23 protein-coding genes and 1 pseudogene are annotated in these 24,071 nt (G+C 72.0%); 17 read left to right on the top strand and 7 right to left on the bottom strand.

Features of this window, described 5'->3' with window-relative positions; all coding sequences use genetic code 11:
• Positions 1–545 precede the first annotated feature (545 nt).
• Positions 546–1,319, top strand: coding sequence for a class I SAM-dependent methyltransferase (locus ABD339_RS30720; protein ID WP_344570439.1), 774 nt, complete (start codon positions 546–548; stop codon positions 1,317–1,319).
• 73 nt (positions 1,320–1,392) lie between these two features.
• Here ABD339_RS30720 and ABD339_RS30715 read toward each other — a convergent pair whose 3' ends face one another.
• From ABD339_RS30715 to ABD339_RS30700, 4 genes are all read right to left on the bottom strand, one after another.
• Positions 1,393–2,301, bottom strand: coding sequence for a hypothetical protein (locus tag ABD339_RS30715; RefSeq protein ID WP_344570438.1), 909 nt, complete (start codon positions 2,299–2,301; stop codon positions 1,393–1,395).
• Positions 2,298–2,747 (bottom strand): hypothetical protein, encoded by a 450-nt coding sequence (locus ABD339_RS30710; protein WP_344570437.1) that lies wholly within the window; start codon positions 2,745–2,747, stop codon positions 2,298–2,300. The genes ABD339_RS30715 and ABD339_RS30710 overlap by 4 nt, the downstream gene beginning before the upstream one ends.
• Before the next feature lie 213 nt (positions 2,748–2,960).
• Positions 2,961–3,128 (bottom strand): hypothetical protein, encoded by a 168-nt coding sequence (locus ABD339_RS30705; RefSeq protein ID WP_344570436.1) that lies wholly within the window; start codon positions 3,126–3,128, stop codon positions 2,961–2,963.
• A 21-nt stretch (positions 3,129–3,149) separates the two neighbouring features.
• Entirely contained in the window at positions 3,150–3,506 is a 357-nt protein-coding gene (locus ABD339_RS30700) for a PRC-barrel domain-containing protein (RefSeq protein ID WP_344570435.1), read from the bottom strand.
• Positions 3,507–3,662: 156 nt separating this feature from the next.
• On the opposite strand from ABD339_RS30700, the gene ABD339_RS30695 reads away from it, so the two are divergent.
• The 9 genes from ABD339_RS30695 (at position 3,663) to tatA (ending at position 12,545) form a co-directional block, all read left to right on the top strand.
• Positions 3,663–4,004: a hypothetical protein gene (locus ABD339_RS30695; RefSeq protein ID WP_344570434.1), complete on the top strand. Its 342-nt coding sequence runs from the start codon at positions 3,663–3,665 to the stop codon at positions 4,002–4,004.
• Positions 4,005–4,195: 191 nt separating this feature from the next.
• Positions 4,196–5,614 (top strand): ABC transporter substrate-binding protein, encoded by a 1,419-nt coding sequence (locus ABD339_RS30690; protein WP_344570433.1) that lies wholly within the window; start codon positions 4,196–4,198, stop codon positions 5,612–5,614.
• A 58-nt stretch (positions 5,615–5,672) separates the two neighbouring features.
• Positions 5,673–6,605: a carbohydrate ABC transporter permease gene (locus ABD339_RS30685; RefSeq protein WP_344570432.1), complete on the top strand. Its 933-nt coding sequence runs from the start codon at positions 5,673–5,675 to the stop codon at positions 6,603–6,605.
• Positions 6,602–7,429: a carbohydrate ABC transporter permease gene (locus ABD339_RS30680; RefSeq protein ID WP_344570431.1), complete on the top strand. Its 828-nt coding sequence runs from the start codon at positions 6,602–6,604 to the stop codon at positions 7,427–7,429. Before ABD339_RS30685 ends, ABD339_RS30680 begins: the two co-directional genes overlap by 4 nt.
• A gap of 216 nt (positions 7,430–7,645) precedes the next feature.
• Complete coding sequence (locus tag ABD339_RS30675) at positions 7,646–8,029, top strand: hypothetical protein (RefSeq protein WP_344570430.1); 384 nt, start codon at positions 7,646–7,648, stop codon at positions 8,027–8,029.
• 56 nt (positions 8,030–8,085) lie between these two features.
• Positions 8,086–9,615, top strand: a complete 1,530-nt coding sequence (locus tag ABD339_RS30670; RefSeq protein WP_344570429.1) for a SulP family inorganic anion transporter — start codon at positions 8,086–8,088, stop codon at positions 9,613–9,615.
• 347 nt (positions 9,616–9,962) lie between these two features.
• The gene (locus tag ABD339_RS30665; RefSeq protein WP_344570428.1) at positions 9,963–11,315 is read left to right on the top strand and encodes a glycosyltransferase; all 1,353 of its coding nucleotides are present in this window, start codon (positions 9,963–9,965) and stop codon (positions 11,313–11,315) included.
• Positions 11,316–11,457: 142 nt separating this feature from the next.
• A complete protein-coding gene (locus tag ABD339_RS30660; RefSeq protein WP_344570427.1) occupies positions 11,458–12,177 on the top strand; it encodes a lytic transglycosylase domain-containing protein in 720 nt (239 codons plus the stop codon).
• 146 nt (positions 12,178–12,323) lie between these two features.
• Positions 12,324–12,545, top strand: coding sequence for a Sec-independent protein translocase subunit TatA (gene tatA, locus ABD339_RS30655; RefSeq protein ID WP_425576150.1), 222 nt, complete (start codon positions 12,324–12,326; stop codon positions 12,543–12,545).
• On the opposite strand, the gene ABD339_RS30650 is transcribed toward tatA, so the two are convergent.
• Positions 12,479–13,027 (bottom strand): tetratricopeptide repeat protein, encoded by a 549-nt coding sequence (locus ABD339_RS30650; protein ID WP_344570453.1) that lies wholly within the window; start codon positions 13,025–13,027, stop codon positions 12,479–12,481. The genes tatA and ABD339_RS30650 overlap by 67 nt on opposite strands.
• Before the next feature lie 49 nt (positions 13,028–13,076).
• Here ABD339_RS30650 and ABD339_RS30645 point away from each other — a divergent pair, with 49 nt between their 5' ends.
• Both ABD339_RS30645 and ABD339_RS30640 read left to right on the top strand, forming a co-directional pair.
• Positions 13,077–13,547 (top strand): hypothetical protein, encoded by a 471-nt coding sequence (locus ABD339_RS30645; protein WP_344570426.1) that lies wholly within the window; start codon positions 13,077–13,079, stop codon positions 13,545–13,547.
• A gap of 82 nt (positions 13,548–13,629) precedes the next feature.
• Positions 13,630–14,016 (top strand): nuclear transport factor 2 family protein, encoded by a 387-nt coding sequence (locus ABD339_RS30640; RefSeq protein ID WP_344570425.1) that lies wholly within the window; start codon positions 13,630–13,632, stop codon positions 14,014–14,016.
• Between the two features lie 167 nt (positions 14,017–14,183).
• Here ABD339_RS30640 and ABD339_RS30635 read toward each other — a convergent pair whose 3' ends face one another.
• Entirely contained in the window at positions 14,184–16,823 is a 2,640-nt protein-coding gene (locus tag ABD339_RS30635) for a PA14 domain-containing protein (protein ID WP_344570424.1), read from the bottom strand.
• Between the two features lie 174 nt (positions 16,824–16,997).
• Between ABD339_RS30635 and ABD339_RS30630 the strand changes: the two genes are divergently transcribed.
• Complete coding sequence (locus ABD339_RS30630) at positions 16,998–18,044, top strand: LacI family DNA-binding transcriptional regulator (RefSeq protein WP_344570423.1); 1,047 nt, start codon at positions 16,998–17,000, stop codon at positions 18,042–18,044.
• Between the two features lie 54 nt (positions 18,045–18,098).
• On the opposite strand, the gene ABD339_RS30625 is transcribed toward ABD339_RS30630, so the two are convergent.
• Complete coding sequence (locus ABD339_RS30625; protein WP_344570422.1) at positions 18,099–19,424, bottom strand: glucarate dehydratase family protein; 1,326 nt, start codon at positions 19,422–19,424, stop codon at positions 18,099–18,101.
• Positions 19,425–19,583: 159 nt separating this feature from the next.
• Here ABD339_RS30625 and ABD339_RS30620 point away from each other — a divergent pair.
• The 4 genes and pseudogenes from ABD339_RS30620 to ABD339_RS30605 form a co-directional block, all read left to right on the top strand.
• A pseudogene (locus ABD339_RS30620) lies at positions 19,584–20,002 on the top strand (IclR family transcriptional regulator domain-containing protein); the annotation flags it as partial.
• A gap of 214 nt (positions 20,003–20,216) precedes the next feature.
• On the top strand, positions 20,217–21,293 hold the full coding sequence (locus ABD339_RS30615; RefSeq protein WP_344570421.1) for an ABC transporter substrate-binding protein: 1,077 nt from the start codon (positions 20,217–20,219) through the stop codon (positions 21,291–21,293).
• Positions 21,293–23,110, top strand: a complete 1,818-nt coding sequence (locus ABD339_RS30610) for an ATP-binding cassette domain-containing protein (protein WP_344570420.1) — start codon at positions 21,293–21,295, stop codon at positions 23,108–23,110. The genes ABD339_RS30615 and ABD339_RS30610 overlap by 1 nt, the downstream gene beginning before the upstream one ends.
• Complete coding sequence (locus tag ABD339_RS30605) at positions 23,103–24,065, top strand: ABC transporter permease (RefSeq protein ID WP_344570419.1); 963 nt, start codon at positions 23,103–23,105, stop codon at positions 24,063–24,065. The genes ABD339_RS30610 and ABD339_RS30605 overlap by 8 nt, the downstream gene beginning before the upstream one ends.
• Positions 24,066–24,071 lie beyond the last annotated feature (6 nt).

Genomic DNA, 24,071 nt, shown 5'->3' with positions numbered 1-24,071 from the left:
GGCGTACTCGGATGCTCCGACAATGCGGCGAGGTGCCGTAGCCGTCGTCGCGGACCCGCGACGATCCAAACGAGAGACCCTGGAACGGCCCTCGCACGGGCTGGGCTCGGCCCGCGTCACGAGGCCGCGTCCGGGCGCGGGTCCGTACCGGCGAGGCGGGCGTCCACCGCTGCCCGGTCCGGCTGCCCCGCCCGTGCTCCCACCCGGGTGCAGGACAGTCCGGCGGCGACGGACCGCGCGTCGCGCCCCGGCGCACGGGTGCGGCGATGGCCGGTCCCAACCTCGGCGCAGGGCTCGGCACCCCGGCCGGTCCCGCGCTGGTGAGTCCGTGCCTCGGCCCGCTGGGCTGGTGTGCGTCATGTGATGTTCGGCGCCTCCTACGCGCTCGGCGCGGTCCTGACACTCTTCCTCAAGGTCTCCTCCCGCACGGACACCCCCGCACCGGACGGTGAACCGTCCTTGTACCGACAGCGGGCGACGGCGTCGCGGGCGGGGCCGCGCCAAGGGCCCCTCCCGGCGGATCCCTGGCCGACTAAGCTGCGGCGATGGAACGCGTAACCGATGGGCCCGAGCGCCCCACCCGGCCTGCGGACCCGGGCAGGGTGAATGACTACGACAGTTTCGCCGAGGCGTACTCGGCGGAGAACGAATGCGCTCTCGTGAACGCGTACTACGCGCGGCCCGCGATGCTCGACCTCGCCGGAGACGTGGCCGGCCGCCGGATCCTCGACGCCGGCTGCGGCTCGGGCCCCCTGTCCGCGGCACTGCGCGACCGCGGCGCCGTCGTCACCTGCCTCGACACCAGCGCCAAGATGCTGGCACTGGCAGAGCGACGGCTCGGTGACGACGCGGACATCCACCATGCCGACCTTCGCGACCGCCTGCCGTTCGGTGACGGCACGTTCGACGACGTGGTCTCCTCCCTCGTCCTGCACTATCTGGAGGACTGGGGGCCGACACTGGCCGAGTTGCGGCGTGTCCTCAGGCCCGGCGGCCGGTTGATCGCGTCGGTGGACCACCCCTTCGTGGCCTACACGATCCAGGAACCCCGACCCGACTACTTCGCGACCACCAGCTATACCTTCGACTGGTCGTTCGGCGGGCAGACCGTCCCGATGAAGTTCTGGCGCAAGCCGTTGCACGCGATGACCGATGCCTTCACAACCGCCGGCTTCCGCCTGTCCACCATCAGCGAGCCGCAGCCCGACCCGGCCGCCCGTGAACTCTTCCCCGAGGGCTTCCACGACCTGTCGGCCAAACCCTGCTTCCTGTTCTTCGTCGCCGAGGTGCCGCCTTCGGCCACCGGCTCGGACAACTGAGGAGTCGCGGATCACGAGCGGCGCCGTAGTCGAAGCGCGGCTCGGACCGGGGCGGGGCCTGAGTGAGGGCACGTCAGTCCGGCTTGCTCAGCAGGCGGGTCACCCGCTCCCCCACCGCCGTCGTGAAACTCCCCTCGCACTCCGCCCCCACGGCCGCCGCCAGGTCCCTGCCGTGCAAGTCCGCCAGGGCCTCGGCCAGTTCCGCGAACGAGGTGGCCGCGGCGCGCCCCCGGGTCATGCCCGTCGCCACCGTCGCCGCGCCCACCAGTGCCGCCGGCCACCACCAGACGGTCAGCAGCGCGTACGCCAGACCCCAGGCCGTGAGGCGGGCAGCCGCGCTCAATGCCGTGCGGGCCGTGGCCAGTTCGGTCCGGGTGGTGTCGGGGGCCAGGAGCCACAGGTGCGGCCAGGAGAGGGTCAGGTCCAGGCGGTAGGCGCGCCAGACGCGGCGGTCGGGTCCGGTGATCCTGTCGCCGGTCCAGAACGGGTGCCGGGGCGGGACGAGGGAGATCCGGTTGCGGGCGGCGTAGCGCGCTTCCGCCTCTTCGGTGCGGGCGTCGGCGTCGGCCGTACCGCCGATCCGGGCCCGGCCCGCGGCGACCAGGGCGGCGCGGTATTCGGCGTCGGCCGCCCGCCAGCGGCGCACGCGGCGCCCGGTCAGCCGGCGGGCCAGCGGCCCGTGCCCGTCCATCAGCCACACCTTCTCTACCAGCGCTCCGGCGGCCTGCGCCGCGGTACCGGCCACCGCGGCCCCGGCCAGCACGGCGACCGCCGCTACGGCGAGGGCGCCCGCGCTGTCGGCGCCGGGCGCGGTCGCGAGCGCGTCCAAGCGCGTCCGCAGCCGCCCGAAGTCGTACCAGTGGCGCTGGCCCAGGGTGACCGCCGTGGCCAAGGACACGAGGTAGACCAGGCCGGGGACCGCCAGGAGCGCCAGCCAGCGTTCGGCGAGTCTGCCGCCGAGCGCGTTGAGGAACGCGCTCACGGGCGCAGCCCGACCTCGCGCAGCGGCCCGCCGAAGACGCGGCAGACCGGCGGCTCGCCGCCCTCGGACGCCGGTGCCTCGACGCGGGAGCAGTGGCCGCGCGGGCAGGCGAGAACGTAGAGCCGGGCGCGGCCGGATCCGGGACCGGGGAAGCTCTGGTAGGCGGGCGGGGTGTCCGAACGGTAGGTGCCGAGGCCCGCGCTGTAGCCCGCGGCGAGGAGCACGTCCTCCAGTTCGTCGAAGGCGTCCTCCAGCTCGTCGGGGGAACGGCCCGCGCGCAGCTGGGAGATCAGGTGCGCGACCAGACGGTCCGCCTGGTCGCCGAGGGCCGGCATGTCCGGTGCGGAGGTGAGCCGGTGGCAGAGCGCCGCCAGCCGTTCATGACCGGGCCCGCACGCTGCCGCGCCGCTTCCGCCCTCCCCAGCGCCCTCGCCGAGTCCGCTCACCCGCCGCACCTCCGTGGATCCGCCGGCCGGCCCGCCAGTATAACGAGCCTGCCCCATGGGGTACTTGGGCGAATCGGGCTCCGCCCCCCGCTCGCCCCTACTTGGGAAGAGGCGGGCCGCTTCGGAAATGGCGGACCGCTTCGACAAGGCGGGCCGCCCGGGGGCCGGGGCGCAGGAAGGTGTCGCGGGCAGGCGTCGCGGGCACGGCCCGCCTCAGCGGACCGGGGGTCTGCCCGTGCGGCGGAAGCGGAACATGCCGTAGGCGATGGCGACCACCAGGACGATGACGCCGACGAACAAGAGATAGAGCAAGCCCTTGACGATCACGCCGAAGACACCGAGCAGGATGGCCACGAGGATCAGCAACAAGAACAGCGCCATGGTGCGGTCCCTCCGATCCGGTCAGCGGCGGGCCAGGCGCCGCTCACCACTGGCGCCCGGGGTGTAGTGCAGTTCGTAGTGGCCGAAGACGGCCGCCTCCTCCTCGGCGGGCAGCACATCGTCCGTGCCGATCGACGGGGCGCCCTTGACCTGGCTCTTGGGGAATTTGACCTTCACTCGGCCGGGCCCCACCGAGGCGCCCGCCAGCGGGACGAAGACCAGACGGTGACGGGTGGGCATGCCCACGGTCACCGTGGCGAAGGCGGGCTGGTCGGAGGCCGTGTCCACGTAGACCGACTCCAGGGAGCCGATCTTGTGTCCGTCCTCGTCGACCACGTCCTGGCCGCGCCACTCCCGGATGTCATCCGGTTCGAACATCGCTGCCTCCACGGATGGGCTTCTCCCATAGTGGCACCGTTGCCGCCGCGCCGCTCTTTCGTGTGAGCGCGGGGGCGCGCGCATCCCGGCGGGGGCGCGGGGCAGTGAAGGGAGGCCCGGCACACGGCCTGGCAGCCGGCAGGAAAGGTAGTCCTCATGCGTCTGCGTCACACCCTCGCGACCGGTCTCGGCGCCGTAGCGCTCGCCCTGTCCGCCGCGGCCCCGGCCGGGGCCGCCACCGGGGAGTTCTCGTACACGTACGACACCCCCGGGGGCCCGCGCCCGGCCCTTCTGGTGGACCCGCCCAGCCGCGAGTGCGTGACCTTGCCGGGGCTGGCGGATCCGAGGCTGCCGGCGGCCCACTCCCCCAGAAACCGCACGGACTCCACCGCCGTGGTCTTCACCGGCCCGGACTGCACCGGCGATCACTTCAGCCTGCGGCCCCGCACCGGCCACGCCTCCGAGCGGCTGAAGATGCGCTCCGTCCTCTTCTCCTGACCGACGGCGCCGGCGGCGGCCCTCCGTCGCCGGCGCTCCCCTCGCCCCTTCGGCGACCAGGACTTGCGTGACCGACCCACCGGGACTTGCGTGCCCGCCGGGCGGTCTGGCCGGGCCCGGTGCCCGCTGGTACGGTCCTGACCCGTTCGCTGTCCCACTGCCGCACGCCCCGTGTCCCCCGGAGGGCGCGTATGGAGACGAACCGGAGCGCGAACCGGAATAGGGACCGGGGCGCCGAACCCCGGCGCTCGTCGTACCGCTCGGTGCGGCGCCCCGTCCTCGCGATGGCGGCCCTGCTCGCCGTCCTCGCGCCGTCGGCCACCGCGTGCGGGGCCCTCACGCCGGGCAGCGCGGCCGACTCCGGCAGGCCCCGGACCGTGCCCCGGTCCACCGCCGTACCGGCCGGGGACATCACGCTGAAGCTCACCTTCGCGGACGCACCCGCCATGGTGGACGCGCTGATCGCCGCGTTCCACAAGAAGCACCCGAACATCACGGTCGAGCCCTCGTACACGCAGTTCGCCGACTACGTGAAGAGCGTCAAGCTCACCATGGCGTCCGACAACGCGCCCGACCTCGCCCAGTTCGCCGTCGGCATGGACGACATCGCGGCGCGCGGCGACATCCTCGATCTGGCGCCCTACCGGGACGCGTACGGCTGGCGCGCGAAGTTCCCGGCCGCGAGTCTCGACCAGCTCACCGGCTCCGGCAGGCGCGCCGCCTCGGGAGGGCACCTGTACGGGGTGCCTGCGGGGCTGTCGATGACGGGGGTCTACTACAACAAGGAGCTGGCGAAGAAGGCGGGGATCGCTCATCCGCCGCGCACGCTGCGGGAGTTCGAGGGCCAGCTCGCAGCTGTCAAGAAAGCCGGGATGACTCCGCTGGGTGTGGGCGCGCTCGACTCCGGCGGGCTCCACCTGTGGGCGGAGCTGGTCAACACCATGATGCCGCCGAAGGATTACCGCGACTGGGTCAAGGGCGCGCCGGGCGCCACGATCAAGACCGCGGGCACCCTGGCCGCCACGAAGACGCTGGCCGCCTGGAGCCGCGAGGGCTATCTCGACGAGTCGGCCAACGGCACCGCCCAGGTCGATTCCACCGGCCAGTTCACCCGGGGCGGCAGCGTCTTCCTGATCAACGGGAACTGGGCGGCGGGCCAGCTGTCCGAGGCCATGGGAAAGAAGGCCGGATTCTTCCTGATGCCCGGGGCCCGGCCGCACGCGCGCGCCGTCACCTCCGGCTTCAGCGTCTCCTACGCCATCTCCTCCCGCACCAGGCATCCGCAGGCGGCCGGTGCCTTCCTGGACTTCCTCGGCTCGCCCGAGGCCACCAGGATCGTCAGTGCGAACGGCTTCCTACCGCCCGACGAGAAGGCCGTCCCGATGCCAGGGGGACTGCTCGGCGAGGTCGCGCGGGCCCACCGGCGGGTCACGGCCGACGACGGCATGAACCACTTCCCCGACTTCACGGCACCCAACATGCTCGATCCGCTCCGCGCCGGGGTGCAGAAGCTCATCGCCGGCCGCGTCACGCCGTCGGCCTACCTCGACGCGCTCCAGAAGGTCTGGGCGCGGCAGCACACCACGCGGGAGAGGGCACGGACCGGATGAGGACACGGAGCCCAGGACACGGAGACCGGAGGGGGACGCGGATCTCTTGAATACACAGGTGCGGACCAGGCCCGGTCCCGGCACGCGGCGCGCGGGCCGCCGCGGCCGTGCCGCGTGGCGCGGCTATCTCTACGTGCTGCCGGCGCTCGCCGTCTATCTGCTGTTCGCCGTGCTGCCCGCGCTGCACTCCGCCTATCTCTCCCTCTTCGACTGGGACGGGGTGACGCTGGGCAGTTGGACGGGGCTCGACAACTACCGGGAGGTGTTCGCCGACCCGGCGCTGCGCGGCTCGGTCCTCAACGCGCTGATCCTGGTGGTGTTCTTCGCGTTCCTGCCGATCCTCGCGGGCCTGGCGATGACGGGCCTGCTCATCCTCCCGGGGACCTCGGCCGCCGGCGCGCCGCGCCGGCGGCCGGGGATGGGCGCGTTCCGGCTGCTGTTCATGCTCCCGCAGGTCGTGCCGCTGGTCGCGGTGGGCGTGACCTGGCGCTGGCTGTACGGGGACGACGGGCTGATCAACGAGACGCTGGACGGCCTCGGGCTCGGCGGCTGGTCCCGGGCCTGGCTGGGCGACTTCGACTGGGCGCTGGTCGCGGTCGGCATTGTGGGGGCCTGGGTGCTCAGCGGACTGTGCATGATGCTCTTCCTCAGCGGCGTACAGAAGATCGACCCGCAGCTGTACGAGGCGGCGCGGCTGGATGGGGCCGGGCCGGTACGGGAGTTCGTCTCGGTGACGCTGCCTCAGCTGCGCGGCGAGCTGGCGGTCGCGCTGACGGTGACCACGGTGGCGGCGCTGGCCGGCTTCGACATCGTCTACGTCACCACCGGCGGCGGCCCCGGTGAGGAGACGACCGTGCCGGGGCTGCTGGTCTACCGGCTGGCCTTCTCCGACGGCAGGGTCGGCCTCGCCTCGGCCCTGGGTGTGGTCCTCAGCCTGCTGATCCTCGTACTCGTGTATGTCATCAACCGGCTGTCGAGGCCGCAGACATGAGCGCCGTCTCCCGTACGGTGCGGGCCTCGGGCTACGCGCTGCCGGCCGTGCTGGCGGTCGCGGTGATCGTCCCGTTCCTCAGTGTTTTCCTCGCCTCCATGCAGCCCTCGGGCGAGCCCGTGGTAGGCATGACCTGGCCGGAGCACTGGGGCCTGGACAACTACCGGCAGGCGTGGTCGGTCGCCGGGTTCTCCGATCTGATGCGCTCCAGCCTGCTGATCGCCGTCGGAGTGGTGCCCGCCTCGCTGGTGCTCGCGGGCCTGGCGGGCTACGCGCTGGGGACGATGCGGCTGCCGGGCGGTGACGCGGTGGCGGCGCTGTTCGTCGCGGGGCTGACCATCCCGGTCGAACTGATCGTGGTGCCGCTCTACTTCGACCTGCGCGGGATCGGGCTCACCGACTCCTACTGGGGCGTGATCCTGGTGGAGATCGCGCTGTTCCTGCCGTTCGGGGTCTTCTGGATGCGCACCCACTTCCGTACGACGCCGCCCTCGCTGGTGGAAGCCGCGCGCATCGACGGGGCCTCGTCCTGGACGGTGCTCTTCCGGGTGCTTCTGCCGCTGGCCAGGCCCTCGTTGACGACGCTGGGGGTGCTGGTGTTCATGTGGTCGTGGAACCAGTTCCTGCTGGTGCTGGTGCTCATCCAGGACGCGACCAAGCGGACGGCGCCCGCGGGTCTCGGCTTCTTCGTGGGGCAGAACAACACGGATGTGCCGATGCTGGCGGCCGGGACCATCCTCGTGATGCTGCCCATCACCGTGCTGTACCTCCTCTTCCAGCGCAGCTTCGTCTCCGGGCTGCTCCAGGGCGCCTTCAAGGGGTAGGCCCCGGCGTCGAATTCGCGTCTGCCCTGTGGCGGGAATTCGACGCCAGGGCCTGGAATCCGGCGTGAACAGCGGTGTACGGCGCCGTACGCACACGCCTCCTCGCGGAGTTCACCCAGGGTTTACCGGGCCTGCCATGATCCCTTACATGTCGTGGGCGACGATGGAGGACACCGACGGACAGACCCGGGGCGAGCCCGCGACGTGAGGAGTTCCATGCGCCGCAGCGTGAACGCCGTGCGCGCATGTGGCTATCTCGTCGCGCTGGTACTGACCCTCCTGCTGGCCGTCGGCAACACCGGAGCACACCAGGCATGGGCCGCCGACCGGCCCGGCCCGGTCACCCAGGAGGGTGTGATCCCCCTCGCGGGACAGGGCGAGCACGGCGAGGACGACTGTCACACGCGCCGCACGCCCCATGCCACCCGCACCCTGGCCGGCCCTTCCCCCTCCGGCCCGCACCAGCGGATCCTGGACTGCCGCCGGCCGGCCGCCGGCACGGGCCCGAACACCGGGCCGCTCCCCGAGACGGGCAGCGCGGGCATGCCCTGGCGCAGATCCGTCGAGGTTTCCGTACTCAACCAGGTCTTCCGGCACTGAGGTCCCACGAGCAGCCGCGCGACACCACAACGCCGACTCCTCGTGAGGTTCACCGCATGAAAACCCTCTTTCCGTATGTCCGCGCACGTCTCGGTCCCCCGGGGGGACCGGGCACGCTGCGCGCCGACTTCACCGCCTCCCTCGTGGTCTTCCTCGTGGCGCTGCCCCTGTGCGTGGGCGTCGCCGTAGCCTCCGGCGTACCGGCCGAAGTCGGCCTGATCACCGGCATCGTGGGCGGCCTGGTCACCGGCTTCCTGCCCGGCAGCAGCCTCCAGGTCAGCGGCCCCGCCGCGGGCCTGACAGTGCTGGTCTACGAGGCCGTGAAGACCTACGGGCTCGGCGGCCTGGGCGTGCTCGTGCTCGTCGCCGGGCTCCTCCAACTCGCGATGGGCGCCCTGCGGCTGGGCCGCTGGTTCCGTGCCATCTCGGTCTCCGTCGTCCAGGGCATGCTCGCCGGCATCGGCCTGGTGCTGATCGCCGGACAGCTCTACGCGCTCACCGACGCCAAGGCGCCCAGCAGCGGCCCCGACAAGCTCCTGGGCCTCGGCGGACTCGCCGTGGACACCCTCAGCGACAGCACGGCACTCACCGCCCTCGGCATCGGCACCGCGACGGTGCTGGTGCTGGCGCTGTGGCCGAAGTGGCGTGCCGGGGCACGGGTGCTGCCCGCGCCGCTGGCCGCCGTGCTGCTGGCGACGGTGGCGACCGGCGTCTTCGGGCTGCCCGTCGCCCGTATCGAGGTGCAGGGCCTGCTCGCCTCCGTACAGCCCCCCGGGCTCGACGACTTCGGCGGGCTCGCCTCTGTCGGCATGCTCGGCACGGTGCTGGCCTTCACCCTGATCGCCTCCGCCGAGTCGCTGTTCAGCGCTGCGGCCGTCGATCGCCTGCACGAGGGCCCGCGCACCGACTACGACAAGGAGCTGATGGCCCAGGGCGCGGGCAACACCGTCTGCGGCGTGCTGGGCGCGCTGCCGATGACCGCGGTGATCGTCCGCAGCTCCGCGAACGTGTCGGCGGGCGCCCGGACGAAGGCTTCCCGCGTGCTGCACGGGGTGTGGCTGCTGATCTTCGCCGCCGCGTTCCCCGCCGCACTGGAGCTGATCCCCGTCTCGGCGCTGGCCGGTGTGCTGGTGCACGCGGGCTGGAAGCTGATCCCCCTCAAGTCGCTGGTGCCGATGTGGCGCGAGCACCGGGCCGAGGCCGTGGTGCTGGGGGTGACGGCGCTGGCGATCGTGATCACGGACATGTTCCAGGGCGTGCTGCTGGGGCTGCTGATGTCCGTGGTCAAGACCGCCTGGGAGACCTCCCACGTGCACGTGGAGACCGAGGACCCGGGCGCTGAGCTGCCGCTCCAGGTCATCGTGCTGGGCAACGCCACGTTCCTGCGGCTGCCCAAGCTCCAGGACCAGTTGGACGCCCTGCCCGCCGACCGCCGGGTGGAGCTGCGCCTGGAGGGGCTGCGGCACGTGGACCACGCCTGCGGCCTGGCACTGTCCACCTGGGAGGAGCAGCACAACAAGGCGGCGGGACGGGCCGAGGCCGCGTCCGGCGCCCGGAGCGAGGAGCGTTCCGGGGTGGCGGGCTGACGCAGTCGTCCGATCGCCCGGCCGCCTGGATGTCGGGGTGCCCCGATGCGGGGGCTGTGCGCCGCGCAGGCGCGGTGCGGGGGACGGGAACACGGAGCGCCGGGTGCTGAGCGGCGGGTGCCGATGAGCGAACGTGCGCCTGGCAGCTGACCGAACATGGCAGCTGGATGAACGAAGAGGCGGCCCGCGACCGACGCGGGCCGCCGCACCCCGTTCCGGCGTCGTCCGCCCCGGGCTCCCGCACGGGGCGGACGGGCTTCGACGCGAGGCGGCTTCAGCGCGGAGGCGCCCCCGGTGCCCTGCGTTGCCTCATCGCGTCCGGAGGCCGTCTCGCGGATACTCGGGTGATGCGCGTTGCGGTGATGACGGCGGGGTCCCGGGGTGACGTCGCCCCCTACACGGGCCTCGCCCACGGTCTGGCGCGGGCGGGGCACGAGGTCACGCTCGCCACGCACGGCTCGTTCCGTTCGGTGGTGGCGGCGCCCGGGGTGGGCTTCCACCCGCTGCCGGTCGATCCCCGGGCCGTACTGGAGTCCGAGCGCGGCCGGGGACTGCACGACAGCACCACGGGCGCGGGCAAGATCCTGCGGCTGATGAGCATCGGGCGGACCGTGGTGGCCGAGATGGCGGCCGAACTGGTGGGCGTCGCCCGGGAGAACGAGGTGCTGTTGCTGTCCAGTTCGCTGGCGCCCCTCGGGTACGCCATCGGACAGGGCCTGGGCGTCCCCAGCATGGGCGTCTACCTCCAGCCGCTCCATCCCACCGGCGCCTTCGGCCCCTCGGTGATCGGCACCCGCTCCTTCGGCCCCGCGGGCAACCGGCTGGCGGCACATGTGGTCAACGCCGGTGTGGACGGCATGTTCACCCCCACGCTGCGCACGACCGTACGGCAGTTGCTCGGCCTTCCGCGCGGTTCGGCCCGCACCGCCCGGCACGCGGCGCGGGAGCGTCGGCTGTGGCCGGTGCACCACGGATTCAGCCCGCTGGTCGTGCCCCGCCCCCGCGACTGGCGGCCGGGCCTCACGGTGAGCGGCTACTGGTGGCCCTACGATCCGCCGGACGCCGAACTCCCGGCACGCGTACGGGACTTCATCGACGCGGGCCCGCCCCCGGTCTTCGTCGGCCTCGGGAGCGCGACCGTGCCCGACCCGGCGGGTACGAGCGCCCTGGTGGTGCGGGCGCTGCGCGCGGCGGGGCTGCGCGGGGTGATCCAGCGCGGATGGGCGGGCCTGCGCGCCGACGAGGACCGCGAGAGCGGCGAAGGCGGTGCGGGGCATGCCGGGAGTCGCGGGGGCGGCGGGGAGGTGCTCACTGTCGGCGACGTGCCGCATGCTCTCCTCTTCCCGAGGATGGCGGCCGTCGTCCATCACTGCGGCGCGGGCACGACGGGTGCCGGGCTGCGCGCCGGGGTACCGGCGGTGCCGGTTCCCGTGCAGTTCGACGCGGGCTTCTGGGCGGCTCGGCTCGTCGCACTCGGCGTCTCGCCCGTGGCCGTTCCCCTGCGGCAGCTGACCGTGGACCGTCTCGCCGCCGCGCTGACGGCCGCCGTCCGCAACCCCGCCTATGCCCGCCGGGCCGCGCGGGTGGCAGGCCGGCTGCGCGCCGAGGACGGTGTCGCCCCCGTCCTCGCCACCCTCGACCGCCTGGCGACCTCGGAGCCCCCTCCCTCGGCTCCGCCATCTGCCTTGTCACCGCACTGAGTTCGCCCGGCGACGATCGACGGGGGCCGGGTGCGCCGCGCCCGCCGCCCTCTGTCCGGGCGCCCGCCGCCGCGGCCGGAGGGCGGGACCGGCGCGGGATGCGCGACCATGGGAGGGGGCCTGGAGCGAGGGGAGGCGGCGGATGGCCGAGGGACGGACACAGTGGCGCTGGTGGGTGGTGCCGCTCCTGGTGCTGATCGTGTGGGGGATGGCACGGAACGGGGACAACGACGCGAAGGGGGAGCACGCGAGCCCCTCGCCCAGTTCCTCCGACCGCTCCCCGGACCGGCCGTCCTCCGATGCGGAGCCCTCCGACAAGCCGTCCCGCACACCGGAGGACGCACCCTCCGCCGGGCCCGGCAAGGGGAGTTACGAGCCGGGGCGGTACGCCCGTCAGGTCCGAACCCACGCGCGGGAGGCGGGGATCAGCCCACGGCTGCTGATGGCGATCCTCTACAACGAGGCGTACAAGCCGCACGATCCGGAACTGGAGCGCTCCTGGCAGCGGTTCAAGCCGGACGCCGCGTTCGGCATCGCCAACATGCACCGGGCGGCCTTCGACGAGACCAAGCGGGGCAAGGACTTCGCCTCGCGCTCGTGGGAGGAACTGCCCGACGACCGCGATCTGGCCCTCAAAGCCGCCGCCTGGCACCTGCACGACCTGGCGGCGCGACTCGGCCCGGACAGCGGCGGCGGCAGCGGGGGCCTCAGCCGGGACGAGCTGCTGGCACTGGGCTACAACGCCGGGGCAGGCAACATGCTGGCCTTCGCGCGCGGGGTGAAGCCGGGCAGCATGGCCCAGTCGTATCTGGACAAGCTGCGCGGCAACTGGGCCAAGGCGGGCCGCGCCGTGGGCGACTGATCACCCCGTCCCCAGGGGCCGCCCGCACGGAGCGGGACCGCAACTTCTACACTTATGTAGAGTCACAGGCGGCGCCGCGCGAGCGGACCCGTCGCGGCGACTCACCCTGGACGACCTGAACGACGGCGGAAGGCGGACGGCCCGCGATGTTGCGTAACGGCCTGGAGCCCTGGCACCTGCTTGTGCTCGGAATTGTGGTCATTCTCGTCTTCGGCTCCAAGAAGCTGCCGGACAGCGCCCGCGCGCTCGGCAAGTCGCTGCGGATCCTCAAGAGCGAGACCCGCGCGATGCGCAAGGAGTCTCAGACGGAATCGGACTCGGACTCAGCCCCCGCCTCCGACCCGGCGGCCGTCAGCAAGCGGGCGTAACCGGCCATCGAGCGCTGGTATCGCGGCAGGTGAGGGGCGAGCGCGAGCAGGAGCAGCGAGACCCCCTCGCGGGCCCGGCCCAGGTCCGTGAGAGCGAGGGCCAAGGTGGCGCGTACGGCATCGTCGAGTTGGTCCGACCCCGCCGCCAGCTCGGCCCGCAACAAGGTGACGCTCTCCTCCGGGTGGCCGAGGTTGCGCAGTGAGCTGGCCAGCTGAATGACCGCGCGGCGCCGCCGCTCTCCCGTCAGCCCGACGCGCAGCGCCTCCCGGTAGAGGGGCACGGCACGCTCCGGATGCCCCGTCGAGTCGAACGAGGAGGCCCGCTCGAAGTCGGCGACGGCGCTTCCCCGGGGCAACTCGGCGGCCAGCTCCTCGATGACGGCACGGAAGCCGCCGCTCCCCCGCTCCTCCACGAGCGCGTCCAGCCTCGCCCACACCTCGGCGACGCGCGCCTCCCAGTCGGCCATACCGTGCTCACCCATGACCTGCTCGTCCACGCCCCGCTCGTCCATGGTCAGACCCTCACACACGGTGGCACTCTCCCGCTACGGCATCACGGCCACGCGGCACGCGGGAACGGGCAGCAGCGGCACGCGGGAAGGGGCAGCGGAAGACCGGGCCCCGCATCCGGAAAAGGGCGTGGGGCGCGAGAGCGGATCCTGTTACGGCCTGCCGCATGACGCGCGCAGCAGCATGGACGAGGACACCGGAGACCGTCCCGGCGCGCTGAACGATGTCCATCGAAGCCCCGGGGGCGAGTGCCCCGGGGCTTCGTCGTGGGCCCGGGGCCCCGCTCGCGGGGCAGCGATCGCCGTACCGAAGCGATCGCCCGCCCTGCCCTCAGCGAGGAGGCCACCACGTACGACCACCGCAGGCTCGGCCGCGAGCTGGAGCTGTTCGGCGGAGGAGGTGCTCGCCCGGATCAGCGCCCTTGTCGCCGCGCACAGCCCCGAGTTGCGGCGCGGGCAGCCCGCTCTCGCTCGGTACCTGACCGCCCTCTAGGATCACCAGCCCGGTCGCCGGCCCGGAGGCGGCGCGATCTGGACGCCCGACCCCACGCAGCAACGAGAGTTGAACGGACATCATGGCTGAGAACGATCACCTCGCAGCGGTCCAGCACTGGATCGACCTCCACAACGAAGGCGACCTCACCGCCTTCGGCCGTTGCTACACCGAAGACTGCGAAGCCGCTTTCATGAGCGCGGGCAGCGAGTCCTACCACGGCCGGGAAGCGGTCCGGGCGTGGGAGGCTCAGCTCCAGAAGCTCCTGCCCGGGAAGGCGGCCCGTCTCCTGAGCGTCATCGGGGAGGGCGAGCGCGTATCCGTTCAGGCCGTCCTGCACGGGACCCACCCCGAGACCGGCCCCTACGAAGTTCACTGGTGCTCCATACTCACCTTCACAGGCGGCATGATCTCCCACGAGCACGTCTACCTCGACCCCTCCCAGCTTCCCGTCCCGCTCCCGGCCTGACCTCCGCCTTCCGGGGGCCTGACCTCCTCCGGGAGCCTGGCCTCCTTCTTCCGGGAACCCTGCCCTCTCCTCCGGGAGGGGGCCGGTCCACGCCGAAGCGCCGGACAGCTCGGTGCGAGCCGTCCGGCGCTTCGGTGCGCGGCTAGCGCCCCTCCCGGCACCGGGAACTACCGGTCACAGGTCAAAGAACCCTTCGCGGCGCCCTCGATGAGGGCCTGGTGGGCCGCCTTGAGGCGGGCCACATCGGGCTTCACCACCTCGCGGTCGTAGGTGAGGAGCCCGTTCAACTCGCCTTCCAGGTCGGTGATCTGGGTGTAGACGGCGCCGCTGCTGCCGTCGCACGCGGCGAACCGTTCGACCTCCTTCAGCTTGGTGAGGTACTCCTCGGTGTACTTCTCCTTCTCCACGCCGACGTAGGTGTGCCGTACGGGCCAGGCGTGGCCGGGTATGGCAAGACCGAGGCCGCCGTACTCGCCGCTGACGAGCGCGCGTTTCCCGTCGGCCTTGGGCAGTTGGGCGCTGGGGTAGCCGTGTGCGTCGGAGATGTCGCCGTTGCCGCCGTCCACGGCACCGCAGCAGTTGTGGCCGCTCATGTTGTTGACGAGGCGCGAGGGGTCCAGGCCCTTGGCGTAGTCGGCGACGCGGGCTTGGTCGTACTGGCCCCAGCCCTCGTTGAAGGTGACCCACATGATCACCGACGGGTGGCTGTCGTGCTGCTGGATCATGCGCTTCATCTCGTGCTCGTACTGCGCGCGTGCGGCGTTGTCGGGGGTGCGTCCGGTGGCCATGGCGGGCATGTCCTGCCACACCAGCAGGCCCAGCTTGTCCGCGTGGTAGAACCAGCGGTCGGGCTCGACCTTGATGTGCTTGCGCACGGAGTTGAAGCCCATCTTCTTGTGCGCCTTCAGGTCGTAGGCGAGGGCCTCGTCCGTGGGCGGGGTGTGCAGGCCGTCGGGCCAGAATCCCTGGTCGAGCGTGGCCATGGAGAAGACGGGTTTGCCGTTGAGGACCATGCGCTGCTTGCCGTCGATCGTCTTGACGGCTATCTCGCGCATGCCGAAGTAGCTCTCGACGGTGTCGGCGGTGCGGCCCTTGCCGACGGTGACCTTCAGCTTGTACAGGTGCGGGTCGTCGGGCGACCACAGGTGCGGGCCGGGGACGGGCACGTCGAAGGGCTCGCTGCCGCTGCCGGTGGCGCGGCCGACCTCCTTCTTGCCGTTGTAGGCGACGGCCGTCACCGGCACGCCGTCCTCCACCCCGCGTGCGGCCGTGGTGACCTTCTCGGCGCCGATGTCGGGCGTCGTCTTCACATCGGTGGTGTGGTCGGCGGAGACAGGCTCCATCCACACGGTCTGCCAGATGCCGGAGGAGGGCGTGTACCAGATGCCCTCGGGGCTGAGGCGCTGCTTGCCCATCGGCGGGTTCTCGCCGCCCTGTGAGTCGGTCGGGTCGTACACGCCGACGACGATCTCCTGGTCACGGCCGGGCTTGAGGGCGTCGGTGACATCCGCGGTGAAGCGGTCGTAGCCGCCCTTGTGGTCGGCGACGCGCTTGCCGTTGACGTAGACGGTCGCGTGCCAGTCCACGGCGTCGAAGTTGAGGTTCAGCCGCTTGCCGGAGCCGACCCGCCAGTCCTTCGGAACGGTGAACGTGCGCTTGTACCACATGCGTTCCTCGTGCCGCTCCACGCCGGAGAGCTGGGATTCGACGGGGTAGGGCACCAGGATCTTCTCTTTGAGCTTGCGGTGCTTGCCGACCGGCGGCTGCTCGCCCTTCTCGGCCCCGGCGAACTGCCAGGTGCCGTTGAGGTTCTGCCACTGTTCGCGCTTGAGCTGCGGGCGCGGGTATTCGGGCAGCGCGTTGCCGGGGCGCACGTCCTTGGCCCAGCGGGTCTTGAGCTGGTAGGTGGAGCGGTTGTCGCCGGAGGTCCAGAAGTCGCCGACGGTCTTGCCGTCCGCACTGGTCAGGCCGCCTTCGCCGTCGTAGCGGATATCGGCGGTGCCGCCCTGGCCGACGACCGGCTCCGTCAGCGGGACCAGCAGCTTGGTGCGGTCGCGCGGGTCGAGGCGGGGCGTGCCCACGGGCCACTCGGCGCCGCCGATGACGGCCTTGAAGTGGTCGCGGAAGCGGGCGGGCGGCGGGGCGAGGCGCTGGCCGAAGCCCAGTTCCAGGGTGCGCCCGGACTTCTGGACGTGGACGGCGCCGGGGCCGTCGTAGTCGAAGTCCGCGGGCAGGGAGTACGCGGACTGCGGGATGGCGGTCTTCTTGCCGCCAGGCGGGGTCCAGCGCACGTGGATGTTGGAGCCGCCCACCTCTTCGAAGTATTCGACCTTGAAGTCGTAGGCGGTGCCGGCCTTCAGCTCGACGGGCCCCGAGTTCTGCTCCTTGTCCCAGTCGGCGACCCAGTGGTCGATGACGAGCTTGCCATCGACCCACAGGCGGAAGCCGTTGTCACCGGTGATGTGGAAGCTGTGCTGGCCGGTCTTCTGTGGGGTGAGCTTGCCGGTCCAGCGGATGCTGGAGTGGTCGGCCTGGCCCGTGCGCTCCTTGAGGCGGGGCTCCAGGTCGTTGAAGTCCAGGGAGGGGTCGAAGGCGGTGGCCTTGAGCGTGCCGAAGTCGTAGGCGCTGGGTGCCGACTGGGTCCAGTACTCGCCTTTGAGGCCGTGCGGCGCCGAGCCGTCCCGGTCGGTGGCCTTCGGGGGTGCGGCGGCCGAAACCGAGGGGCTCATACCCAGCACTGTGGCGAGGAGAGCGAAGAGGGCGAGGGCGGCGGTGATCGCCACCGTCCAGGTGGGTGCGCGTCTCACGGAGCCTCCGGATGAGGTGTGCACGAGGTGGGAGCGACTCTGCCCCTGGCGTGATCCGTCTTGTATAACGTTGGAAACCAGGGGCAGTTGGCATAACAGCATGCCTGCCGCGCCCTGTCCAGGTGCGTGACAGCGGCAGGATCACAGCGGGATCACAAGGGAAGCGGTGGCCAGGTGCGGGTGAGTCTCAAGGACGTGGCGGAACAGGCCGGAGTGTCGATCAAGACCGTCTCCAATGTCGTGAACAAGTACGAGCACGTCACACCGGCCACCCGGGAGAAGGTGCAGGCCGCCATCGACGCCCTCGGCTACCGGCCCAACCTCACCGCCCGCCACCTGCGCAAAGGCCGCACCGGCATCATCGCCCTGGCCGTGCCCGAACTGGGCAACCCCTACTTCGCCGAGCTGGCCGGCGCCGTCGTCGATACGGCCGCCGAGCACGACTACACCGTCCTCCTCGACCACACCCAGGGCCGCCGCGAGCGCGAACTCCTGGTCACCCAGGGCTTCCGCGCCCGGGTCATCGACGGTCTGATCCTCAACCCGCTGGAACTGGAGGCGGAAGACCTTGCCTCGCGCACCGACGAAGCGCCGCTCGTCCTGATCGGCGAGCGCCGCTACGACCTGCCCTACGACCACATCGCCATCGACAACATCGCGGCGGCCCGCGCCGCCGTGCGCCACCTGCTGGACATCGGCCGGCGCCGCATCGCCTTCCTCGGCGCCCGCGGTGACCGCCACAGCCATCCGGCGCACCTGCGGCTGCTGGGCTGGCAGGCGGAGTTGGCGGCCTCGGGCGTCACCGCGGACGAGGCGCTCATCGCCCGGGTCGAGGGCTGGGACCGGGCCGACGGCGCCACCGCGATGGCCGCGCTCCTGGACGCCGGGCAGCACCCGGACGCGGTGTTCGCCTACAACGACCTGATCGCCATCGGCGCGATGCGGGTGATGGCCGAGCGGGGGCTGCGGGTGCCGCAGGACGTGGCGGTCGTCGGCTTCGACGATCTGACGGAGGGCCGCTACGGTGCGGTGACGCTCACCACCGTGGCCCCGGACAAGCGGGCCATAGCCCGCATGGCGGTGGAGTCCATCGTCGGCCGCCTCACCGACGGTCCCCCCGAGGAGGCTCCGGGCGGCGGCCCGCGCCAGCTCCAGCCGGAATTCGCACTGTTGGAGCGGGAGAGCACGGTGGGGCGGAGCGCGGGCCCGCCGCTGGACTGAGCCCGGGGCCGGCTCGCGACCGCCGAGGGCGCCCGGAGCGCGGCCGGCCGGCGGCTACCAGCGCGGGATGGCGGGGGTGGTCCAGCCGGGGACCGCGAGGCGCATCGCCGCCGCGTCGTCGCGGTCCCGCATGGTGCCGTCGTCATCCAGCCAGCGCTGGTGCAGGGGGGCGAGCTTGTCGTGGTCGAGTTCGACGCCGAGTCCGGGGGTGTCGGTGACATCGAGACGGCCGTCGCGGAAGGTGAGCCGCTCGGTGATGATGTCCTCGGCCTGCCAGGGGTAGTGGCTGTCGCAGGCGTAGTCCAGGTTGGGCACGGTGGCCGCGACGTGGGTCATGGCGGCGAGGCTGATGCCCAGGTGGGTGTTGGAGTGCATGGACAGGCCGACGCCGAAGGTGCGGCACATGGCCGCCAGTTCGCGGGTGTTGCGCAGCCCGCCCCAGTAGTGGTGATCGGAGAGGACGACCTGGACGGCGTTCTTGGTGAACGCCTCGCGGATCTCGCCGAAGGTGGTCACACACATGTTGGTGGCCAGCGGTACTCCGGCGACCGCGGCGACCTCGGCCATCTGGCCGGTCCCGCTGGTCGGATCCTCCAGATACTCCAGGACCTCCCGCAGCTCCCCGGCGACATACCGCGACGTAGCCACGGACCAGGCGCCGTTGGGGTCCAGCCGCAGCGGCTGCCCGGGGAAACGTGCGGCCAGTGCGCGGATCGCGGCGATCTCCTGCTCGGGCTCGAAGACGCCGCCCTTGAGCTTGAAGGAGCTGAACCCGTAGGTGTCGGCGAAGCGTTCGGCCTGTGCGACCACCCCGGGCGGGTCGGTCGCGGCGCCCCAGTCGTCGCTCTGACCGCCCGCGCCCTGCGGGTGCCGGGCCCAGCGGTAGAAGAGGTAGGCGCTGTATTCGACTCGCTCGCGCACTTTGCCGCCCAGCAGCGCGTGCACCGGCAGGCCCGTCGCCTTGCCCCAGGCGTCCAGGCAGGCGACCTCGAAGCCGGATATCACCGAGAGCCGCAGCTTGTCCGCCGTCTGGACGCCGCGCAGCCCGCCGACGTCCACCGAGTTCTCGACCCGGGAGGCGTCCACGGCGACCTCGTGGGCCAGCGCGAAGAGCCGGTTGAGATCGGTGACGCCGGTTCCGAGGAGCTTTTCGGCGAGGGGGCGGGCCAGCTCCAGGTACTTGGTGTCGCCGTAGGTCTCCCCGATGCCGGTCACGCCGCCTTCGGTGACCACTTCGACGATCAGGCGCGGGGTGTAGGGCTGGTGGACGCCCTGGGTGTTCAGCAGCGGCGGGTCGGCCACCAGGATCGGGGTGAGACGTACTTCGGCGATGGTGAGCCTGCGGGCCTGCGGGGTGTCGGTCGGTGCTGCCGGTGTCATCGGGTGGCCCCCACGAGGTCGGGTCCGGTGTTCATGTGTGTGTCCAGGCGGGGAGACCGCCGGGGCCGGGGTCGGTGAGCGGGACGACGCGTACGCCGCCGACAGGGCGTCCCGGTAGCCGCGACGCCGTGGTGGCAGTGGCCGTGTCGGCCGTCATGGTCGCATGAATACCCGCGGCCCTTCAGCCGGGTGGGTCGGCGCCTCCCCGCCCACGCGGGCGCACTGGGAAAGGCCCTGCTGGCCGAGCGCGACGAAGGCGAACTGCCCCTGCCAAAAGGCCCGCTGGAGCGACTGACCCCCACACCCGCCCCGACCGCGCCGCACTGGCGGCGGACCTGGCGCGGACGCGGGAGCGGGGATACGCGGTGGACCGGGAGGAAGGCGTACCGGGCATCGCGGGCTTCGGCCTCCCCCTGCGCTACGACACCCCCGCGATGGACGCGATCAGCTGTTCGGTGCCCACAGCCCGGCTGGCCGAGGGCCGGGAGCAGCGGATCGTCGCCGTACTGCGGGAGATCCGGGACAGGATCGAGGCGGCGGCCCCCCGGGCGGGCGGCGCGGCCCCACAGTGGCGCTGAGGGCCCCCGATGGAGGGCGGTCGCACTCTCGCTGCGGGCCGTCCGCTCGCGTGCGGGGACGTCGCCAGGCATCCCGGGCCGTCGGCGGGCGGGCCCCGCCGACCCGGCGCCGTCGCTGACGACACTGCGGGGAGCGACCAACTCCGCGCGTGTCCGCACAAGTTGCCGTACAGAGTATTTACACGCGCCGTTCCAACGATGTAAAAACCCCACCATGAAGCCGCTCGCAAGACGCCTCACAGCGACAACAGCGCTCCTCACCACTCTCGCTCTCTCCCTCGGCTGTGCCAAGTCCGAGGACGACAACAACAAGTCCACCGCCTCCGGCGGGGGCAAGGACAGCGGTCAGGTGGCGGCCGAGCCCACTCAGGGCGCCAAGACCTGCACCCTGGACACGTACGGCGGCAAGAAGTCCGGCCTCAAGAGCGCCACCGTCGGCTTCTCGCAGTCGGAGAAGGAAGCCAACCCCTTCCGCATCGCGGAGACCGCCTCCATCAAGGCGGAGGCCAAGAAGCGCGGGGTCAAGCTGCTGACGGCCAACGCGCAGTCGCAGTTCTCCAAGCAGATCAGCGATGTGCAGGACCTCATCTCCAAGGGCGCGGACCTGCTGGTCATCGCGCCGCTGAACTCCGACGGCTGGGAGCCGGTCCTCAAGCAGGCGGCGGCCAAGAAGATCCCGATCGTCACCGTGGACCGGAAGATCAACGCCAAGGCGTGCGAGGACTACGTCAGCTTCATCGGCTCCGACTTCGTCCAGCAGGGCCGCCGCGCCGCCGATCAGATGATCAAGGCGACCGGCGGCAAGGGCGAGGTCGCCATCCTCCTCGGCGCGCCCGGCAACAACGTCACCACCGAGCGCACCAAGGGCTTCTCGGAGCGCATCAAGCAGAAGGCGCCGGGCCTCAAGGTGGTCTTCAAGCAGACGGGCGAGTTCGCGCGGGAGAAGGGCCAGCAGGTCACCGAGCAGCTCATCCAGTCCAAGCCCGGCATCGACGGAATCTACGCCGAGAACGACGAGATGGGCCTCGGCGCCGTCAACGCGCTCAAGGGCGCGGGCAAGAAGGCGGGCGACGTCAAAATCGTGACCGTGGACGGCACCCGCAACGCCGTCCAGGGCATCGTGGACAAGTGGATCTACGGAGTCGTGGAGTCCAACCCCCGCTTCGGTCCGCTGGCATTCCAGACGCTGGATGAGTTCACCCGGGGGAAGAAGGTCGGCCAGGACATCGTCATCAAGGACAGCGCCTACACCCCCGCCAACGCGGAGCGGGACTTGAGCAAGGCGTTTTGATGCACGCGCTCTCGGTGCACGGCCTCACCAAACGCTTCCCCGGCGTACTGGCCCTCGACAGCGTGGACTTCGGCGTGGCGCCCGGCGAGGTGCACGCGCTGATCGGCGAGAACGGCGCGGGAAAGTCGACCCTGATCAAGGTGCTGACCGGGGTCCACGGCCCGGACGAGGGCGAGGTGCGGTACGGCGGGGAGCGCGTGGAGTTCGCCACCCCGCTGGCCGCCCAGCGCGCCGGGATCTCCACGATCTACCAGGAGGTCAACCTCGTCCCGCTGATGAGCGTGGCCCGCAATCTCCACCTGGGCCGCGAGCCGCGCTCCCGCCTCGGCCTCATCGACTTCTCCCGGATGCACCGCGAGGCCACCGAGACCCTCCGGGAGTACGGCGTGCGCGCCGATGTCCGCCGCCCGCTGGGCGAACTCGGCGTCGGTGCCCAGCAGATGGTGGCGCTGGCCCGCGCGGTCTCCGTGGAAGCACGGGTGGTGATCATGGATGAGCCGACCTCGTCACTGGAGCCGCGCGAGGTGGAGACCCTCTTCGGCGTCATCCGGCGGCTGCGGGAACAGGGCGTGGCCGTCGTCTATGTCAGCCACCGGCTGGATGAGCTGTACGCCGTGTGCGACGCGGTCACCGTGCTGCGCGACGGCCGCCGGGTGCACACCGGGCCGCTGGCCGAACTGGAGCGGCTGCGGCTGGTGTCGCTGATGCTGGGCCGGGAGATCGGCGAGGTGCGGGCCGAGGGGACCACGAAGTTCGGCGGCGAGCACGCGGCGGCGGCCGTGGAGCCGGTGTTGCGGGCCGAAGGGCTCAGTGTGCCGCACCAGTTGCACGGCGTCTCCTTCGAGGTGCGCCCCGGCGAGGTCGTCGGCCTCGGCGGGCTGCTGGGCTCGGGCCGTACCGAGACGGTCAAGGCGGTCTCGGGCGCGCTCGCGCTCAGCGAGGGCCGCGTCACGGTGGCGGGCGCCCCGCTGCGCTCGGGCTCACCGCCCGCCGCCATCCGCGCGGGTGTCTCGCTGCTGCCCGAGGACCGCAAGACCGAGGGCATCGTGCCGGGCCTCTCGGTGCGGGAGAACATCGCGCTGGCGGTGCTCCCCCGGCTCTCCCGGGGCGGGCTGGTCTCCGAGGCGCGGATCGACGCGCTGGTGGAGACGTTCATGAAACGGCTGCGCATCAAGGCGTCCTCGCCCCGGCAGAAGGCGGGCGAACTGTCCGGCGGCAACCAGCAGAAGGTGCTGCTGGCCCGCTGGCTGGCCACCGAGCCCAAGGTGCTGCTGCTGGACGAGCCGACCCGGGGTATCGACGTGGGCGCCAAGGCCGAGGTGCAAAAGCTCATCGACGAACTGGCGGACAACGGGCTGGGCGTGCTGCTGATCTCCTCCGATCTGGAAGAGCTGATCGAGGGCTCGGACCGGGTGGTCGTGCTCAGGGACGGGGCTGTCGTCGGCGAGCTGTCCGGCGACGAGGTCACCGAGGATCGTCTGATGGAGGCGATCGCCGCGGCGGCGGAGGACCCGGCCGGCGCGGAGAGCCCGGCGGACGCGGAGAGCCCGGCAGACGCGGAGAGCCCGGCAGACGCGGAGGCGGACCCACCCGCGCACGCGGGGGCGGACGTACCGGGGGACGCGGGGGCGGACGTGCCGGGGGACGCGGCACAGGACGGTCCACGGGACGGGGCACCGGACACACCGCAGGACGCGGCACCCGGCACACCCCGGAGCGCCGCACAGGGCACACCGCCGGGCAGCGCACCCCGCACGTCGCAGAAGAGCGGGCAGGAGCCGTCCGCGCGCGCGGCCGAGGAGGCACCGCATGGCTGAGATCGCTGTCCGCCGTACGGGGCCCGACAAGGCCGCCGTCACCGCCTGGCTCCAGGCGTACGGCGTCTACGCGGGCGTCGCCGTACTGCTGCTGTTCAACGTCGCCTTCACCGAACACTTCCTGTCCGCCGAGAACTTCCGCACCCAGGCCGTCCAGGTCGCGCCCATCCTGATCGTCGCGCTCGGCATGGCGCTGGCCATCGGATCCGAGGGCATCGACTTGTCCGTCGGCTCGGTGATGGCCCTCTCCACCTCGCTGGTGGCCCTCTACCTGGGCTACGGGCCGTGGGTCGCGCTGTTGACGGCGGTGCTCGGCGGGGTGGTGGTCGGCCTGGTCAACGGGTCGCTGATCGCCTTCGTCGGAGTGCAGCCGATCGTGGCGACACTGGCGCTGATGGTCGGCGGCCGGGGCCTGGCGCTGGTGCTGCTGCCGCAGTTGAAGGACGTACGCGACCCCGGCATGCGCTCGCTGGGCTCCGGCGACCTGCTGGGAGTGCCGTATCCGGCACTGATCGCGCTGCTGCTGGTGGTACTGGTGGGCTTCACGGTGCGGCGTACGACGTTCGGGCGGCAGCTGCTGGCCATCGGCGACAGCCGCCCGGCCGCGCGGCTGTCCGGGCTGCCGGTGCGGCGCGTGCTGATCTGCGTGTACGTCGCCTCCGGGGTGCTCGCGGCCATCGCCGGCTACCTGGCCACCGCCCGCCTCCAGGCCAGCGACCCGACCTCGCTGGGCACGCTGATGGAGCTGTCCGCGATCACCGCCGTCGTCGTGGGCGGCACGCCGCTGAGCGGCGGGCGGGTGCGCATCGGCGGGACCGTGGCGGGCGCGGTGCTGATCCAACTGCTGACGGCCACGCTCATCAAACACGACCTGCCGCCCTCCTGGACGCAGCTCGCGCAGGCCGTGGTCATCGTGCTCGCGGTCTACGCGGCACGCGAGAGGGGGAAGCGGTGAGCGCCA

Source organism: Streptomyces axinellae, assembly GCF_039532135.1.
GTDB lineage: Bacteria > Actinomycetota > Actinomycetes > Streptomycetales > Streptomycetaceae > Streptomyces > Streptomyces axinellae.
The sequence above is the reverse complement of the archived record's forward strand: the minus strand, read 5'-3'. Positions and strand labels throughout refer to the sequence as shown.

Coding starts and splice junctions, on each gene's coding strand:
- ABD339_RS30660 (WP_344570427.1), top strand. CDS start 11,458: ATGGCCGAGGGACGGACACAGTGGCGCTGGTGGGTGGTGCCGCTCCTG.
- ABD339_RS30675 (WP_344570430.1), top strand. CDS start 7,646: ATGCGCCGCAGCGTGAACGCCGTGCGCGCATGTGGCTATCTCGTCGCG.
- ABD339_RS30665 (WP_344570428.1), top strand. CDS start 9,963: ATGCGCGTTGCGGTGATGACGGCGGGGTCCCGGGGTGACGTCGCCCCC.
- ABD339_RS30615 (WP_344570421.1), top strand. CDS start 20,217: ATGAAGCCGCTCGCAAGACGCCTCACAGCGACAACAGCGCTCCTCACC.
- ABD339_RS30690 (WP_344570433.1), top strand. CDS start 4,196: ATGGAGACGAACCGGAGCGCGAACCGGAATAGGGACCGGGGCGCCGAA.
- tatA (WP_425576150.1), top strand. CDS start 12,324: ATGTTGCGTAACGGCCTGGAGCCCTGGCACCTGCTTGTGCTCGGAATT.
- ABD339_RS30695 (WP_344570434.1), top strand. CDS start 3,663: ATGCGTCTGCGTCACACCCTCGCGACCGGTCTCGGCGCCGTAGCGCTC.
- ABD339_RS30610 (WP_344570420.1), top strand. CDS start 21,293: ATGCACGCGCTCTCGGTGCACGGCCTCACCAAACGCTTCCCCGGCGTA.
- ABD339_RS30705 (WP_344570436.1), bottom strand. CDS start 3,128: ATGGCGCTGTTCTTGTTGCTGATCCTCGTGGCCATCCTGCTCGGTGTC.
- ABD339_RS30670 (WP_344570429.1), top strand. CDS start 8,086: ATGAAAACCCTCTTTCCGTATGTCCGCGCACGTCTCGGTCCCCCGGGG.
- ABD339_RS30640 (WP_344570425.1), top strand. CDS start 13,630: ATGGCTGAGAACGATCACCTCGCAGCGGTCCAGCACTGGATCGACCTC.
- ABD339_RS30650 (WP_344570453.1), bottom strand. CDS start 13,027: ATGGGTGAGCACGGTATGGCCGACTGGGAGGCGCGCGTCGCCGAGGTG.
- ABD339_RS30720 (WP_344570439.1), top strand. CDS start 546: ATGGAACGCGTAACCGATGGGCCCGAGCGCCCCACCCGGCCTGCGGAC.
- ABD339_RS30680 (WP_344570431.1), top strand. CDS start 6,602: ATGAGCGCCGTCTCCCGTACGGTGCGGGCCTCGGGCTACGCGCTGCCG.
- ABD339_RS30700 (WP_344570435.1), bottom strand. CDS start 3,506: ATGTTCGAACCGGATGACATCCGGGAGTGGCGCGGCCAGGACGTGGTC.
- ABD339_RS30625 (WP_344570422.1), bottom strand. CDS start 19,424: ATGACACCGGCAGCACCGACCGACACCCCGCAGGCCCGCAGGCTCACC.
- ABD339_RS30605 (WP_344570419.1), top strand. CDS start 23,103: ATGGCTGAGATCGCTGTCCGCCGTACGGGGCCCGACAAGGCCGCCGTC.